The following is a 16,071-nucleotide window of genomic DNA, read 5'->3' as shown; positions in this document are numbered from 1 at the left end:
GAGAGTATGATCATTCACCTAAAACTCGAGGACTACCTCGCCATCGTCCGCCACGCGAGAGAGACCGCACCGATTGAAGACTGCGGCCTCATCGGCGGCCGCATCGACGAAGCGACCGCCGAGAAATTCGTCGAGAAAGTCTTCTTCCTGACGAACACCGACCACAGCGAAGAACACTTCTCCCTCGACACCAAAGAACAGTTCGCCACCGTCAAAGAGCTGCGAGCCCAAGGCCTCGACCTCCTCGGCAACTGGCACAGCCACCCCGCCACCCCCTCGCGCCCAAGCGAAGAAGACAAGCGCCTCGCCTACGACAGCCGCGCCAGCTACTTCATCCTCTCATTAAACGGCGGCGAACCCGTCCTCAACAGCTTCCACATCGAGAAGCAGACCGACGTGAGCAAAGAGGACCTGCGCATCCGCTGAGTCTGACCTCATCGGTGATGAGCTGAGAGGAGCACCTCGGACATCCGAGCATCTCAGGAAGTGAGGGAGGGGCTGGCCCTTAGCGGAGCTTTGACGGTCTGCGTGAAGAACCGGTTTTTTGCCGACCAGAATCCTTGCTAAGGAGCGTCGTTCAAGCGGAGCGCGTTTAGCTCCTTGGCAAGGCTGCATTAAAGGGCAAAAAACAGGTTTAGCAGACCGTCACGCGTAGCGCCGGGCCAGTCCCTCCCGCCTTCCCTCATCGATGAGAACGCCATCCATCTAATCTTTATCTCATTAGCAATCATAATGTGTGTATATCTTAGGAGGAATTCTCATGGCAGTTGATTATAAAGAGCTCAAGAAAGGCGGCTTCATGCGCCAGCGCCAGAAAGACCATTTCTCGATGCGCCTGAAGTCCGTCGGCGGCCACTTCACCGCCGTCCAGCTCGGCACGGTCCAGAAGGTCGCCGAACAGTACGGCAAGGGCTACGTCCACCTGACCTCGCGCCAGGGCATCGAGATCCCGTTCATCCGTCTCGAGGACATCGACGCAGTCAAGAAAGCCTTGCACGAGGGCGGCGTCTCCGTCGGCGTCTGCGGCCCGCGCGTGCGCACGATCACGGCCTGCCAGGGCTGTGCCGTCTGCGCCTCTGGCCTCATCGACACGCAGCACCTCGCGAACGAATTCGACAAGCGCTACGGCGGCCGCGAGCTGCCGCACAAGTTCAAGTTCGGCTTCACCGGCTGTCACAACAACTGCCTCAAGGCCGAGGAGAACGACTTCGGCGTCAAGGGCGGCGTCGAGCCAAAGTGGGCGGCAGACAACTGCACGTTCTGCGGCGTCTGCGAGGCCGTCTGTCCCGAGAAGGCCATCACGGTCAAGGCGGACGAGGGCAAAGTCGTGCTCGACGAGTCGAAGTGCGTCTACTGCGGCAAGTGCATCAAGAGCTGCCCGACGGACGCCTGGCAGGGCAGGGCAGGCTTCGTCATCTCGTTCGGCGGCCTTTACGGCAACCGCATCGCGGTCGGCCGCCATTTCCTGCCAATCGTCTTCGAGGAAGAGAAGCTCTACGAAGTCGTCGACACGACGCTGGCCTTCTTCGAGAAGTACGCGAAGCCGAGCGAGCGCTTTGCCAACTGCCTCGACCGCGTCGGCTGGGATAAATTCGAACAAGAAGTGGAGAAGATATTATGAGTGAAACGATCAAGACCGACAGCACGATCGACATCACGGATGTCGTCTGCCCGATTACCTTTGTCAAGGTGAAGCTGGCCCTCGAAGACCTCGAAGACGGCCAGACACTCGCCGTGCACCTCAACGACGGCGAGCCCATCCAGAACGTGCCGCGCAGCCTCAAGGACGAGGACCACAAGGTCCTTTCCGTCAAGAAGCGCGAGGACGGCACGTATGACCTCGTGGTCAAGAAGAATGGCCTGCTGGCAGATTGAAATACTGTATACATGTAAATTAACTGTTGACGAATATCACACAGCCTGCTATTATAGAGTCATCAGCAAGAGGCAATGGAGCCCCGAAGAATCAGGTACCGGATTCTTCGGGGCTTTTCTGTTCACTGGCTGGTACACTTTCCGTTGAATCCCCAAAACAAACAAGCGGCCAGGAATGGACAAAGGCGTCCAGCAGGCATGAGGAACCTCATCGAGGCTCATGCTGCTGGACGCCTTTTGCATTTGTGGCCAAGCTCAGCGGTTGGTGGAACAAGCGGGAAAGGCTCTTATATTTTCCAATCAATGCAACTTCTTTGAACTATTGAACTGATGGAAAGGAATGGATTCTTATGATTGACACTGGCGATACGGCTTGGGTGCTCATCAGCGCAGCCCTGGTCTTTGTAATGACACCTGGTCTCGCGTTCTTCTACGGCGGCATGGTCCGCAGCAAGAACGTCCTGACGACCATCATGCAGAGTTTCTTCATCGTCGCGATGATCTCCGTTGAGTGGGTCATCCTCGGTTATGCCATGACGTTCGGCACGGATATCAATGGCTTCATCGGCAGTCTCGACAAGATCGGCCTCGCCGGTGTCGGCCTCAACGTCCTCGAGAACGGCACCATCCCGGAGCTCGCGTTCGTCGCGTTCCAGTGCATGTTCGCCGTCATCACGCCGGCCCTGATCACCGGCGCGTTTGCAGAGCGCATGCGCTTCGCAGCCTTTGCGGTCCTGATCCTGCTCTGGGCCATCTTCATCTACAACCCGATGGCACACTGGGTATGGGGCGGCGGCTTCCTCTCGCAGCTCGGCGCACTTGACTTCGCCGGCGGCCTCGTCATCCACATCCTCTCCGGTGTATCCGGCCTGACGATCTGCATCCTGCTCGGCAAGCGCCGCGGCTACGGCCAGTTCGCGATGCTGCCGCATAACCTGCCGATGACGGTCCTCGGCGCAACGCTTCTCTGGTTCGGCTGGTTCGGCTTCAATGCCGGCTCGGCTCTCGGCGCGAACGGCCTTGCCGCGAACGCATTCGTCACGACGCAGGCAGCCGCTGCTGCTGCAACGGTCTCCTGGGTACTCGTCGAGTGGTACCGCAACGGCAAGCCGACCATCCTCGGTGCGGCTTCCGGCTGCATCGCCGGCCTCGTTGCCATCACGCCAGCAGCTGGCTTCGTAAAGCCGATGCCGGCTCTCGCCATTGGTCTTATCGGTGGTATCGTCTGCTACTTCGCTGTTGCCGTCCTCAAAGAGAAGCTCGGCTATGATGATTCGCTCGATGCTTTCGGTGTGCACGGCATCGGCGGTACCTGGGGCTCGATCGCCACGGGCCTCTGGGCTACGACGGAAGTCAACCCGGCTGGTGCTGACGGCCTGTTCTACGGCGAGACGCACCTGCTCTTCGCTCAGGTCGTTTCGGTCATCGTCGCTTATGCTCTTGCCATCGTCGGCACGTACATCCTCTTCCAGATTGTCAGCCACCTCATGAAGGTCCGCGCCGACGAGACGGAAGAAATCGCAGGTCTCGATATCGTCGAGCACGGCGAGCGCGGTTATGCCAGTGCCATGATGGCCGGCAGCCCGATCGCAGCTTCCCTCGAGAACTCCAGCGAGATGCTCGCAAACACGATTTTAAGTACGCAGAAAGAGTGAGGCAGCTATGAAGATAACGAAAGTAGAAATCATCACACGTGCCAGCAAGCTCGAGGAGCTCAAGCAGGCACTCAACGATATCGGCGTGCTCGGCATGACCGTCAGCCAGGTGTTTGGCTGCGGCCTGTCGAAAGGCCACACGGAGGTCTACCGCGGCAAGGAGTACGACATCAACCTCGTGCCGAAGATCAAGCTCGAGACGGTCGTCTGCGAGATCCCGGTCGAGCGCGTGCTCGAAGTCGCACAGAAAGCCGTGCGCACGGGCAACATCGGCGATGGCAAGATCTTCGTCTACGAGCTCACCGATGCGGTCCGCATCCGCACCGGCGACCGCGGCCCGCAGGCCATCATGGACACGAAGTAATTACCCCAATTACCCCAAATTCCCTATCCTATTTGATGTATCCCCATATAGAGCCCCACAAGGGGCTCTTTTTTTGCGCAATAGGGGATGATGGCAGCGTCGGAAGGTTGGCAAGGGGGATAGCATCGGACTCCGGGGAATGGCTGGCCAACGCTCCGCGTGACGGACTGCTAAACCTGTTTTTTGCCCTTTAATACAGCCTTGATACAGCCTTGCCAAGGTGCTGAACGCGCTCCGCTTGGACGACGCACCTTGACAAGGGTTTTTGTTGGCCAAAAACAGGTTTAGCAGTCCGTCAAAACTCCGCTTATGACCAGCCGTTCCCCTCCGTCCGGAAGTCACTTCATGCGCGCTCGCTCGCGCCGCCGTACGAGACCCACTTTCTCCCTGTGATGTCAACTGATGTATCTGAGGGGAGGGGGACCTGTTCCGCCTGCAGGAGCGCAGTGACCGCCCACAGGGCTGAGTCCCAAGCGTTCCCCGTTGAGTCCGGTGATGTCAGAACGCCGCGTCAGGCGGCGAAACATCTGAACCCGTCATCGGCTGCATGGGACTCATTCCAACGGAGCGACGAAGCCGGAACAGGTCCCCCTGCCACCTTGCAGACGTACCTTGCGGCACCATAGTGTAAAAAATCCTGCTGAATCCACGGATTCTGGCAGGATTTTTCGCGTTTTCCTCGAAGTAAGAATCTAGGAAAGAATTGCCAGAAGGCAACTCCTTCTGGCAGGACAAGCAAAACGATGACCATGAGAAGCAGAAGGGAGGATTCAGGCATGGCAAAGAACATCGCCGCGTGGTCCAAGCGGATGAAAGACCTCCGCGTGGCGAACAACCTGTCGCAGACGGATGTCGCCAAGGTGCTCCACTGCAGCCAGGTTGCCTACGGCATGTACGAGCTCGGCAAACGACGGATCTCGGTCGAGAACCTCGTGAAGCTGGCCAAGTACTACCACGTCTCAATGGATTACCTGGCGGGGCTCTGTGATCAAGCATAGCAAGATAATGCATAGGAAGTGAGAAGGCCGTGTGGGCAGTTGCCTACACGGCCTTTTTGCTGCCCAATTGCATAACAAAATGCTATATGGCACAGTTTTTACACAATCAAGCAGAATATTAGAAAATATTGAACAAGATTTGTGGTAAAATAGGAACAGTGATGATAGCATTGCTGTGTACGAGCAAAAGATCAAACTGGCCTTATCAAAACAAAATGTATCTTGACCTTTATCCTGAGATAGGGGCTATGATAAAACCAAACGTGTATTAGGTGTAAGCTATGCACATGGTTGGCGAGAATCAAGAGGGAGATATTTAAAATAGGAAGGATGGTTTACAATATGGATGTACATACTATAAGTGCAAAGAGCACAAATGTGCACGGGGGGGGGTACGTCGATATGGCGCAATGTCAATCTGAGAGAGATGGGAAAACGAGGCGGCAGTATTCCAGCATCTGGGCGAAACAGCTGAAGGAATTGCGCGAGCGCAACAACCTCTCTCAGGCGGATGTCGCCAAAGTCCTCCACTGCAGTCAAGTCGCGTATGGCATGTATGAGCTCGGCAAGCGCAAGCTGCCCATCGAGCGGCTCATCATGCTTGCGGAGTTCTACCATGTATCGCTGGATTCGCTGACCGGGCTTTCACGGGAATGAAGTAGGCTAAGAAGTCCAGATGATATGACGATGAATAGTGGGGGATAAAATCATGAAGAATAATCAATTATCGATCGGCCAGATGGCCGAACTCAACCATACGACGCTGGCGACACTGCGCCTCTACGACGAGAACGGACTCTTGAAGCCGGTGAACGTCGCCCCGACGAACGGCTACCGCATCTACGATGTCCTGCAGAGCACGGCGTTCCACATCATCCAGTACAACAAGGAACTGAACCTGAGCCTCAAGGAAATCAAGGAGGTCCTCGACCGCTCGGACTTTGACTTCCTATCTGCCACGTATCAGCGGAAGCTCGTCGACCTCGACAAAGAGCTCAAGGAAATCCTCTGGAAAAAAACAGAAATTGAGAAGATACTCCTATGGATGGATTATTTTCGCCATCTGCCGCCAGCAGGGACGTTCACGATGGAGTACATCCCGAAGTCTTACGTCTATGCGAAGCCTGCCGCGCGGGATTACTTCCAGGAGGACTTCGGCAGCGTCGTCTACGACCTCTCGCATATGGAAGGGGCGCTGCGCCAGAAAGGCGTCCGCGGTATCAATCCCTACGATGCGTTCCTGACCATGAAGCTGGACGACTTCGAGGCGGGACATTATCGGACGGGGCAGCTTGGCGTGAACCTCCCGAAGGAAGCGGCAGCAAAGCTGCATGCTGAAGTCTGGCCGAGCAGTATGAGCGCCTGCGTCTACCTCGATGACTTCACGCAGGCCGCCGACTATCTGGACCAGCTGAGGGCATACTGCGAGAAACAGCACTGCACGCCGACCGGCGACGTCACCTGCCAGATCATCGGCGTCATCGACAAACAGGACTTCCGCAAGACCTCCGAGATCCTGCGCCTCCAAGTCCCCGTCAAACCAGGCGAAAACCCTCATCATTGATGAGCCTTGCCCAGAAAATCGCATAGAATCATCATTCGACAGCATACGACATGCCATAAATGCACGCCGTATGCTGTTTTTTTACAATAAAGCATGCAGAAACCGTCCATTATAAAGCGAAACGATTTTAAATGATATCTTATAACAATGACTGTAAAACAAAAAACGAAATTGACTCTACCACAACCATAGGCCATATGATTAGGATATATTTAGGGCGAAATGATATGAAATAATACTTTGAGGCGGATGTACAATGAATCGAATCTATAAGGTTATCTACAACAAAGCACGGCAGTGTTACATCGTCGTATCCGAGTCGTATCCGATACTGGCAAAAAGTAACCATAAAAGCAGCCAGCAGGGTGCCGATCACACTAACACCCCAGCCCTAGCCCGCATCATCGCCGTAGCCCTTGCGGCCGGTGCCCTGATCTGGGGCAGCGTGCCGGAAATCAGCTGGGCGGCAGATACCGGACAGGCAGATACCGGACAGGCAGATACCGGACAGGCAGATATCGGACAGAACGCGGCGACCATTCAGGGCGGCATCCATTATTTCAGTGTCAACCCTGAAGGTGGGAACCGCAACAAGAATTATAATAATGATGGTGCTGCCGGGGTAGATTCCCTGGCCGTCGGAGCCGGAGCCCATGCAGACGGGACCATGGGAGCTACGGCACTGGGTAACGATGCCGTAGCTAATGGCGAACGGGCCCTGGCCGTAGGCAATGGCTCGAAGGCTACGGGGTTGGATGCCATCGCCATTGGAACTGGCTCCCAGGGCGAAGCTGACGGAATCAATGCCATCGCCATTGGCGAACAGAGCCATGCAAAGGGGACGTATACGACAGCGGTAGGCAGTTATTCCGAAGCCACGGCCGAAGGGGCCGTCGCTCTGGGTCAGCAGGCCAAGAGCAAAGGTGCGTACAGTACCAGCATCGGCATCATGGCCAATGGCATGGGTGATGGCGGAACGGCCGCTGACCATTCCACGGCCGTAGGAGCCTCTTCTGAATCTTCCGGCCTGGCTTCCGTAGCCTTGGGTGGCTTTAGTAAAGCGACTGATAAGTTTGCTTCTGCCTTGGGTTATGGCAGCAAAGCAGGTCTTAGGGGCACGGCCGTAGGGGCTGCCAGCCAGGTTTCCGCAGAAGGAGGCACGGCAGTAGGTCTCTTGAGCAAAGCTTCCGCTACTGGATCCGTGGCTCTGGGTATGAGTTCTGTAGCCGACCGGGAAGCGGGCTGGCAGGGCTACCATCCAGTATCCGGTCAGATGGTTGATACGTCTCCTGCCTGGCAGTCCTCGTGGGGGGCTATTTCTGTCGGAGCCGGGGCTTCTCAGGATGAAAACAGCAAGCCGATTCCCCAGCAGACCCGGCAGATCATCAACCTGGCTGCCGGTACGCAAGATACGGATGCTGTCAATGTGGCTCAGTTGAAGAATGTCATGAATATGCCGGTTCATATCTACAGCGGCGGAACAATCAATACGACAGGTACCCAGATTACAAATAATATGACAATCAGCAATCTTCAGCTTGACTTTGGCGATGGTCTCAAGGCACAGGAAGTTGGCAATGATGGAGATAAAAGAGTCCTTGTCACGCTGGATAAAGATGCTCTGAAGAATGACCCTGCTTTTAAAGGCCCAAAAGGTGATAAAGGTGATACCGGTGCGCAAGGTCCGAAGGGTGACAAAGGTGATACCGGTGCGCAGGGTTCAAAGGGCGACAAAGGCGATACCGGTGCACAAGGTCCGAAGGGCGACAAAGGCGATACTGGAGTGCAGGGGCCGAAGGGCGACAAAGGTGATGCCGGTGTACAAGGCCCGAAGGGTGACAAAGGTGATACCGGTGCCCAGGGCCCTGCTGGTAAGGATGGTAAAGACGGCAAGGATGGTGGCGTAGGTACTGTTACGGATGATGGATCGAATATCACTGTGACCAATACGGAGACAGATTCGACAAAACCAGCGAACTACCAGGTGTCCTTGAAGAAGGATATCAATATTGATAGTGTAACCGCTGATAAGGTAACGGCAAAAGAGATGACGACGGACCGTCTTACGATCAACAAGGATGTTTCTATCGAACAGGGCTCGAAGAATGCCGTCAATGCTGGTACGGTCTATAACGAGACGCGCGTCAAGCAGGATGGCAAGTACGTCAAGGCATCGAACACGGCTGGCCAGAACATTACGGCTCTCGACAATCAGGTCGCCTCGAATGCATCGAACATCACGAACATCAATGGCCGCGTGAATAACCTCGATAGCAAGGTCAACAAGGTCGGTGCTGGTGCTGCGGCTCTGGCGGCATTGCATCCGCTCGACTTTGACCCGGAAGACAAGTGGGACTTCGCCGTTGGCTACGGCAACTACCGCGATGCGAACAGCGTGGCCGTCGGCGCGTTCTACCGCCCGGATGACGACACGATGTTCAGCGTCGGCACGAACTTCGGCAATGGCGAGAACATGATCAACGCCGGCGTCAGCTTCAAGTTCGGCCCGAAGGGCAAGTCCCAGGTCCGCCCGGGCTCCACGCAGGAAATCACCGAACTGCGCGCAACCGTCGCCCGCCAGGACGACCAGCTGAAGAAGCAGGACAGCGAGATCAAGGAACTCAAGGCCATGGTTCATCAGCTGATGGCGAAACAGGACAAACAAGCAGCAACTAAATAATCTATCTCGTTACTAGTACAGCAAGAGGCATAGGAGTCACGGCTCCTATGCCTCTTGCTTTCTTTACCTTTTTGGAGATGTATTCTCCTTACCGAGAGAATATGCTATAATAAAAAAAATCGGGAGCATTAGATGCTCTCGATGGCCACCAACGGTAGGCGGTTGTCCTCTCTATCCGATTACTTTTCTGTTTGACGATGGAGGGATTTTTGTACGCCCTCCACAGCAGACTGTCGCTTTGCGGCAGATCTCAACTGGAAGGAGGGGATGCGCATGAATGACGGAACGCTTTATGGCATTGTCATGAATGTTCTCGGCTTTGCGATTGCTTGCTTTTCCCTAGGGTATACCCTTGGAAAAGACAGAAGCACAAAAAAATGACCGCCAAGCTCGCAACTACACGGTCATCTTTTTGATCAATAGATGAGGGCAACCGTCTACGGTGGCCTCTTTTTCTATGTTCATTATAGCACGATGATGGCATGTGCGCAAGTTCTACAGCGACCTCTAGCGCTCCTTCGGCAGCGACTGGCACAAGAAATGGCAGGGCAACATCGGCATCAACTGGCAGTTCTGATTGTCGCGCGATAGGCAGTAACACAACCACCGATTCCCTCACAAATACAGCAAGAGGCATAGGAGTCAAGGCTCCTATGCCTCTTGCTTTTTATACAGTTATTGCGCATTGTTGCACGCTGTCAGAATGCCAGACCATTGTCCTTGGCAATCTTGCGGACTTCTTCGAGTGAGAGGTTGGTCGACTCAGTGATGACGCCTACAGGAAGTCCCTTCTTCAAGAGTGACAGCGCAACTTTCATCATGGCATTGCGTTCGCCAAGCAGCTTGCCACGTGCCTCGCCACGTGCTTCGCCGATAGCGACCCCATCTTCTTTTGCCACCTCTAGTGCACGTTTCTGATCCCATTTAAAGTTGACCATGTCAAACACCTCGCTTTCGTTTTTCTGAAAATAATCGCCCATCAGGTCATGCGTCTTGCAGTAGGTGATGGCTTGACGGATAGCGGTCCTGAGTTCGAGGCCGTTCTGGATACCCTCGCGGACCTTCTGAACAAAGATGCTGTAGCAGCGGAGCTCATAGCAGGAGTCGAGAAGTTTGTTTTGGGTGGAGTAGTTGATGTTGTAGCAATCGACAGCAAGTTCCAGCGTATCGGTTGCATGCGCAAAGGCATCGGAAAGGCGAAGCTTCTGGTAGTCGGGCTCGTCCTGACTGCCATTGTAGAAGACGTAGAATTCTGGTGCAGGGATGGGGATGAGGCGCGAGCGGTAGACGACTTCTTGTGAATCAAGCTGACGGCTGTAGAGTTTGGCGACGTACCAGAGCATGCGCAGCGGCATATTGGGGTTCCAGGAGCTCTGATGCTCCATCAAAATGATGTCGCGGTCGCCGATGCGGAAGCTGATGTCGTTCTTGATGTCGTTGAAGAACACACCTCGCAGCGTCGTGATGGCGATGTCTCTCGGGGCAACCTTGCGGCCCGTCAGACTCTCATAGAGACTGGCAAGCCGCCGCTTGTCGTTGAAGATATGGCGGAAGAGCGAATCTTTATAGGTTCGTTTCGGCTTCATGCACATGCATCCTCCCTTTTTGCTTTTATTATATCATGCCGAAAGATGTGTCGCCAGAGTCCCCGGAACAAACATCTCAATGATTGCAAGCCTTTCTAATAGTGGTACAATCTCGTCCGCATGAAGGCTGGCACACCTTCCAATGCTTCCAGGATGACAAGCCGATGCTGCCCTGCAAAGAGGCCTGAGCGTCGACTGATATACTGATATATAGAAAAGCGAGCTGCATGTGCAGGACAATGCCTGTACGTGCAGCTCTTTTTTACTTGAGGCATTCGATGAATGCTTTGACGGCTGCTGGCAGGTAGCGTTTGGGGCTGGTCAGGGCGTGGAAAATGCGGTGGCTCTCGGGGTGGGAGAGGCGGTAGAAGTGGAGGTGGCTTTCGCTGGTGACGAGGCGGTCGCTCAGGAAGGTGGCGGCGAAGCCGGCCTCGGCGAGACGGCTGGCGGTGGCCATCTGGGAGAGCTCTATCTTGATGGTTGGCTCGATGCCGGCCTCGCGGAAGAAGTGCATGGCGCGGTCGTGCAGGTTGTTGCCGCTGCGCAGCAGGATGAAGGGCTCGGCGGCGAAGTCACGAAGGTTGACGCTCGGGCAGTCGGGCGCGAGGTGGCGTCTGGCGAGGATGTCGGCGGCGGTCAGGCTGTATTGCGCGCGATGTGCGGGGCAGGGCGCATCCTGTGGGACGGCGAGCAGGATGGTGTCGGTGAACACGGGCGTGCTCGTGAAATCCTGGATGACGGCCTCGTCGCAGCTGAAGGTCAGGTCGATCTCGCGCTGCTCGAGCATGCGCGCCATCGCGTGGGAGCTTCCCTCGAGCAGGTTGAGCTTGACCTGCGGGAACTTTCGGTTGAAGCGCGTCAGAATCTCTGGCAGGATGCAGGCGTTGATGAAGTGGCTGCTGCCGATGGTGATGGTCCCCGTGCGCAGCGCGCGGATGTCGTCGAGCTGGTGGCGCAGGTCCTGCTCGAGCGCCCGCGTCTTCTCGATGGTCTGGAGGTAGATGCGCCCGGCGGGCGTCAGGCTGATAGGGCGCGTGCTGCGGTCGAAGAGCGGCATGCCGAGCGAAGCTTCGAGCTTGCTGATTGCGATGCTCAGGGCGGGCTGGGTGATGAAGAGCGCCTGAGCCGCCTTGGAAAAGCTCTTCTGCCGGTAGATCTCATAGACGTAGCGCATATCCTGCTGCATATGCATTCCCTCTTTCATGTTTTTTCGATGTATCTGTGCCTATTATTATATCAGATTTATGGAGCTGTAAAATCTATAAATTGGAAGAAATACTGGAATTGCGGTATGCTATAGGCAACGAAAGCGATACGAGCACGGTCAGGAGAGAAGAGCAATCATGATCAATGCATTGAAGATGGATGAGCGCGACAATGTCGTGACGTGTGTCAAGGAAGTGAAGCGCGGGGAGGATGTCGTCTATCAGGAGGGCGCATCGGAAATGTCGCTTACGGCAGAGGAGGCGATCCCCTACTGCCACAAGGTCGCACTCTCTGACCTCGCAGAGGGGACGGAGATCATCAAGTACGGTGAAAGCCTCGGCAAGCTCATCGCACCGGTCAAGAAGGGCCACTGGGTCAATGACAAGAACCTCAAGAGCGTGCCGCGCGACTACGAGAGCGAGCTTGCGGGCGATGATTTCGTGATGCAGGCGAAGCAGTCGGCCGGTGCGCCGGACCTCGAGCCGTTCTCGTTCTTGGGGCTATCGCCGCGCGGAGGGGCGGCCGGGCATCCGCAACCACGTCCTGATCCTGCCGACGTGTGCCTGCGGCAGTGAGTGCTGCCGCATCGTGGCGAGCCAGGTGCGCGGCGCGGTCAACATCGTCTTCAACACGGGCTGCTCGGATGTGGCGGCCAATACGGCGATGAGCCAGAAGGTGCTGACGGGCTTTGCCTGCAACCCGAATGTCTACGGCGTCGTCATCATCGGCCTCGGCTGTGAGACGGTCCCGCATGCGGCGCTGCGCGAGAAGATTCAGAAGATGACGAGCAAGCCCGTCGTCTCATTCGGCATCCAGGACGAGGGCGGCACGCTCAAGACCATCGAGAAGGCGGTGCGCGCGGCGCGCGACATGGCACAGCAGGCGGGCATGCAGCAAAAGGAACTCTTCCCTGCTTCGGAACTGCTGCTCGGCATCGAGTGCGGCGGCTCGGATGCGACGTCGGGCATCGCCTGCAATCCGGCCGTCGGCGAGCTCAGCGACATCCTCGTCGACATGGGCGCTTCGGCGATGATGAGCGAGTCTATCGAGTGGATTGGCGGCGAGCACGTCCTCGCGAAGCGCGCGGCGACGCCTGAGATCCAGCGCGAGATCATCCGCGTCTGCGAGGAATATGAGAAGCATCTCGCAGGAGCGGGGCAGGACTGCCGCGCGGGCCAGCCGACGCCGGGCAATAAGGCGGGCGGCCTCTCGACGCTCGATGAGAAGAGCCTCGGCTGCATCCGCAAGGGCGGCACGCGCCCCATCGTGGAGGTCTTGGAGCAGGCCGTACGGCCGACAAAGCGCGGCGCGCTCGTCATGGACACGGCGGGTTACGATATCTCGTCGGTGACCTCGATGGCGGCGGCCGGCTGCCAGGTCATCATCTTCACGACGGGCCGCGGCACGCCGACGGGCAATGCCATCGTGCCGGTGCTCAAGGTCACGGCCAATGCGCGCACCTACCGCTGCATGGAAGACAACATGGACGCCGACCTCAGTGCCATCGTGCGCGGCGAGAAGACCTACCAGCAGGCAGGCCGTGAGCTCGTCGATGCGATTGCCGCCACGGCCAACGGCCGCCTGACGAAAGCCGAGGCCTTCGGCTTCTCGGACATCGCCGTCGACCATGTCTGCCGCTACGTCTGAGCAAACCGTAAATTAAGACAGCTATTCATGCTTTTTCTGTATGACAGCCGCTGTGAGATAAGCATTTCTCACAGCGGCTGTCTTTTTGTATACTTGAAGTGTAGAAAACGGATTCTCAGATAAAATTGAGGGAAATCCGCTATCATAAAAGTAACAGATCGATTGATGGAATCCAGAAAGGACACGCAGATCATGGATAAGGATAGAGAAAGCAAGAATGAAAGGGCGGCGGGCCCGAAGCTGTCGCGGCGCAAATTCCTCGCCATCTGTGCGGGGGCTGTGGTGCTCGCGGGCGGCGGTTGGGCGTTTTCGCGCACGCAGCTGGCGGACCGGCTGGCGAGCCATGCGCTCGGCGCGGCACAGGGCAAGCCGGTACTGAGTTATCTGCGCCAGGTCATCGCCACAGACAACGCGCACGCGCGCACGATCATGTGGCAGTCGGATGTGAAGTGGCAGGATGCGGTCGTCGAGTACCGACTCAAGGGCGCGAAGGACATCGCCGCGAGCCCGGCGGAGCGCGAGACGTTCTCCGACGACGGTGTCACGGTCGAGCTCTACACGGCAAGGCTCGCGGACCTCGAGGCGGGCGAAGCGTATGAATACCGCATCAAGGCGGACGGCCAGTGCGATGACTGGCACGCATTGCAGACGGACGACGGTGGCGCGTTCTCGGCGCTGATCTTCCCGGACTCGCAGTCGAATGACTACACGGACTGGAAGCACCTCGCGCAGGGGGCGGCTGCGCGCAATGAAGGCGCGGATTTCTTCATCAACATGGGCGACCTCGTCGACAACGGCGAGGATCACCGCCAGTGGGATGCGTGGTTCGACGCGGTCGCGGGCATCATCGACCGCATCCCCGTGGCGCCCCTGATGGGCAACCACGAGACCTACAACGAGGACTGGAAGGTCCGCGAGCCGGTCGCTTACCTGCATGAATTCGCCCTGCCGGCAAATGGCAGCGAGGAGTTCGCGGGGCGCTATTACTCGTTCGACTACGGGCCGGCGCACTTCATCGTGCTCGACACGCAGACGGATGAGGCGGCTGATTTCCATCAGGGCCTCCTCGAAACGCAGCAGGCTTGGTTCCGCGAGGATGTCAGAAAGACCGACAAGAAGTGGAAGATCGTGCTGATGCACAAGGATCCCTTGCAGTACCGCATCGCGAACCGGCCGGAGCGGCAGGAGGGATTCTCGGATGAGGGGCGCGCTTGGATGCCGCTGTTTGACGAAGCAGGCATCGATATCGTCTTCTCGGCGCACCTGCACACCTACCGCAATCGCGGCCATATCAAGAATTTCGAGCGCGACGCGAGCGGCCCGCTCTACATCCTGACGGGCGTCGCGGGCAATGTGCGCTATCCGGGGCTCTGGGTCGACCATGCGCTCGACAAGACTGTCGCGCCACAGCCGGAGACGGACAACTACCTGACGATCTGCGTCAAGGATGCGGGCGTGGAAATCGCCTGCTTCCTGCCGGACGGTACGGAGATCGACCGCGAGACCCTGCAGAAATAAGGCAAGCCGAAACAAGAGTATCTAATAGCATGTGTGATAAATCCCATATCCACCAGACCGTCCGCATGATAAAATAAAAGTAATATGAGACGGAATGACAGGCAGTGCGAAAGGTGAGGGATAAGATGGAACGCAAACAGATCGTGCACAATGCGTATGCGGTAGTCGGACAGCTCTCCAAGGGCTATGATGGCATGATGAAGAACGAGAGCTTGCTCGGCAGGCTGGCCAACCGCTTTTTCTGGCAGCTCAGCGGCTCGCGCTATGAGTCGTTCGTCCGGCAGGCGTTCCAGGGCATCCCGAAGGGCTTTTCTGGCACGCTGCTCGAGGTGCCGGTCGGCACGGGTGTGCTCTCGCTGCCGCATTACCATAGGATGAAGTCGGCGAAGATTGTCTGCCTCGACTACTCGGAGCAGATGCTGCAGCAGGCGATGGAGTCGCCGGCGGCACGCGGCCTGCATCAGGTGGAGTTCGTGCGCGGCGACGTCGGCAATCTGCAGTACCTTGACGGCTCGTTCGACTGCGTGCTCTCGCTCAACGGGCTGCATGCGTTCCCGAACAAGATGGCCGCATTCCATGAGACGTACCGCGTGCTCAAGAAGGGCGGCACATTCACGGGCTGCTGCTACATCAAGGGGCAGAACCGCATCACGGACCTCTTCGTGCAGGCGTTCTGCGTGCCAATGGGGTTCTTCACACCGCCGTTCGATACGGCGGCGAGCCTCGAGGAGCGGCTGCGCAGCATGTACCGCGAGGTCAAGGTCACGCGGACGGGGTCGTTTGCGGGATTTGTCTGCAGGAAATGAGTGGGGCTGGAGCGTGGGCGAGGGGATACCTGCCGGCTTCGTCGCTCCGCTAAAATGGTCCCCATGCGGATGCGATGGGGATTGGCACTTCGCCGCCTGCCGCGGCGCTTTGACATCGCAGAGTCTTGACGCGATCTACTTGGGGACCAGCCCTGCGGGCAGTCACTGCGCT

At 57.1% G+C, this 16,071-nt stretch carries 15 protein-coding genes; 13 read left to right on the top strand and 2 right to left on the bottom strand.

The genetic code is table 11. The features are described 5' to 3' along the window. Positions 1 to 6 precede the first annotated feature (6 nt). The 9 genes from MITSMUL_RS03435 to MITSMUL_RS13100 all read left to right on the top strand — a co-directional run bounded on the left by MITSMUL_RS03435 (position 7) and on the right by MITSMUL_RS13100 (position 9,136). A complete protein-coding gene (locus MITSMUL_RS03435; protein ID WP_005839993.1) occupies positions 7 to 426 on the top strand; it encodes a M67 family metallopeptidase in 420 nt (139 codons plus the stop codon). A 334-nt stretch (positions 427 to 760) separates the two neighbouring features. Next, positions 761 to 1,621 (top strand): 4Fe-4S binding protein, encoded by an 861-nt coding sequence (locus MITSMUL_RS03430; protein WP_005839991.1) that lies wholly within the window; start codon positions 761 to 763, stop codon positions 1,619 to 1,621. Beyond that, a complete protein-coding gene (locus MITSMUL_RS03425; protein ID WP_005839990.1) occupies positions 1,618 to 1,875 on the top strand; it encodes a sulfurtransferase TusA family protein in 258 nt (85 codons plus the stop codon). The genes MITSMUL_RS03430 and MITSMUL_RS03425 overlap by 4 nt, the downstream gene beginning before the upstream one ends. Before the next feature lie 350 nt (positions 1,876 to 2,225). After that, the gene (locus MITSMUL_RS03420; RefSeq protein ID WP_005839985.1) at positions 2,226 to 3,530 is read left to right on the top strand and encodes an ammonium transporter; all 1,305 of its coding nucleotides are present in this window, start codon (positions 2,226 to 2,228) and stop codon (positions 3,528 to 3,530) included. A gap of 7 nt (positions 3,531 to 3,537) precedes the next feature. Then, positions 3,538 to 3,894, top strand: a complete 357-nt coding sequence (locus MITSMUL_RS03415; protein ID WP_005839983.1) for a P-II family nitrogen regulator — start codon at positions 3,538 to 3,540, stop codon at positions 3,892 to 3,894. Between the two features lie 776 nt (positions 3,895 to 4,670). Continuing rightward, positions 4,671 to 4,892: a helix-turn-helix domain-containing protein gene (locus MITSMUL_RS03410; protein ID WP_040635396.1), complete on the top strand. Its 222-nt coding sequence runs from the start codon at positions 4,671 to 4,673 to the stop codon at positions 4,890 to 4,892. A 402-nt stretch (positions 4,893 to 5,294) separates the two neighbouring features. Further along, positions 5,295 to 5,549: a helix-turn-helix domain-containing protein gene (locus MITSMUL_RS03405; RefSeq protein ID WP_084778568.1), complete on the top strand. Its 255-nt coding sequence runs from the start codon at positions 5,295 to 5,297 to the stop codon at positions 5,547 to 5,549. A 52-nt stretch (positions 5,550 to 5,601) separates the two neighbouring features. Further along, positions 5,602 to 6,456, top strand: coding sequence for a MerR family transcriptional regulator (locus MITSMUL_RS03400; RefSeq protein WP_005839975.1), 855 nt, complete (start codon positions 5,602 to 5,604; stop codon positions 6,454 to 6,456). A 256-nt stretch (positions 6,457 to 6,712) separates the two neighbouring features. Further along, positions 6,713 to 9,136: an ESPR-type extended signal peptide-containing protein gene (locus MITSMUL_RS13100; RefSeq protein WP_005839973.1), complete on the top strand. Its 2,424-nt coding sequence runs from the start codon at positions 6,713 to 6,715 to the stop codon at positions 9,134 to 9,136. A 698-nt stretch (positions 9,137 to 9,834) separates the two neighbouring features. Here the strand turns inward: MITSMUL_RS13100 and MITSMUL_RS03380 are convergent. Together MITSMUL_RS03380 and MITSMUL_RS03375 are read right to left on the bottom strand one after the other, a co-directional pair. Continuing rightward, positions 9,835 to 10,722, bottom strand: a complete 888-nt coding sequence (locus MITSMUL_RS03380; RefSeq protein WP_040635843.1) for an Rpn family recombination-promoting nuclease/putative transposase — start codon at positions 10,720 to 10,722, stop codon at positions 9,835 to 9,837. Between the two features lie 262 nt (positions 10,723 to 10,984). Continuing rightward, the gene (locus tag MITSMUL_RS03375) at positions 10,985 to 11,908 is read right to left on the bottom strand and encodes a LysR family transcriptional regulator (protein ID WP_050751628.1); all 924 of its coding nucleotides are present in this window, start codon (positions 11,906 to 11,908) and stop codon (positions 10,985 to 10,987) included. 157 nt (positions 11,909 to 12,065) lie between these two features. Between MITSMUL_RS03375 and MITSMUL_RS03370 the strand changes: the two genes are divergently transcribed. The 4 genes from MITSMUL_RS03370 to MITSMUL_RS03355 all read left to right on the top strand — a co-directional run bounded on the left by MITSMUL_RS03370 (position 12,066) and on the right by MITSMUL_RS03355 (position 15,899). Continuing rightward, on the top strand, positions 12,066 to 12,503 hold the full coding sequence (locus MITSMUL_RS03370) for a UxaA family hydrolase (protein WP_005839959.1): 438 nt from the start codon (positions 12,066 to 12,068) through the stop codon (positions 12,501 to 12,503). After that, positions 12,394 to 13,575, top strand: coding sequence for a UxaA family hydrolase (locus MITSMUL_RS03365; protein ID WP_040635393.1), 1,182 nt, complete (start codon positions 12,394 to 12,396; stop codon positions 13,573 to 13,575). The genes MITSMUL_RS03370 and MITSMUL_RS03365 overlap by 110 nt, the downstream gene beginning before the upstream one ends. A 192-nt stretch (positions 13,576 to 13,767) precedes the next feature. Next, positions 13,768 to 15,093: a metallophosphoesterase gene (locus tag MITSMUL_RS03360; protein ID WP_050751656.1), complete on the top strand. Its 1,326-nt coding sequence runs from the start codon at positions 13,768 to 13,770 to the stop codon at positions 15,091 to 15,093. 125 nt (positions 15,094 to 15,218) lie between these two features. Further along, the gene (locus tag MITSMUL_RS03355; RefSeq protein WP_005839954.1) at positions 15,219 to 15,899 is read left to right on the top strand and encodes a class I SAM-dependent methyltransferase; all 681 of its coding nucleotides are present in this window, start codon (positions 15,219 to 15,221) and stop codon (positions 15,897 to 15,899) included. Positions 15,900 to 16,071 lie beyond the last annotated feature (172 nt).

The organism is Mitsuokella multacida DSM 20544 (genome assembly GCF_000155955.1).
Classification (GTDB): Bacteria; Bacillota; Negativicutes; order Selenomonadales; family Selenomonadaceae; genus Mitsuokella; species Mitsuokella multacida.
Note: the sequence above shows the minus strand (reverse complement) of the source record. Positions and strands in the feature narration are given on the sequence as shown.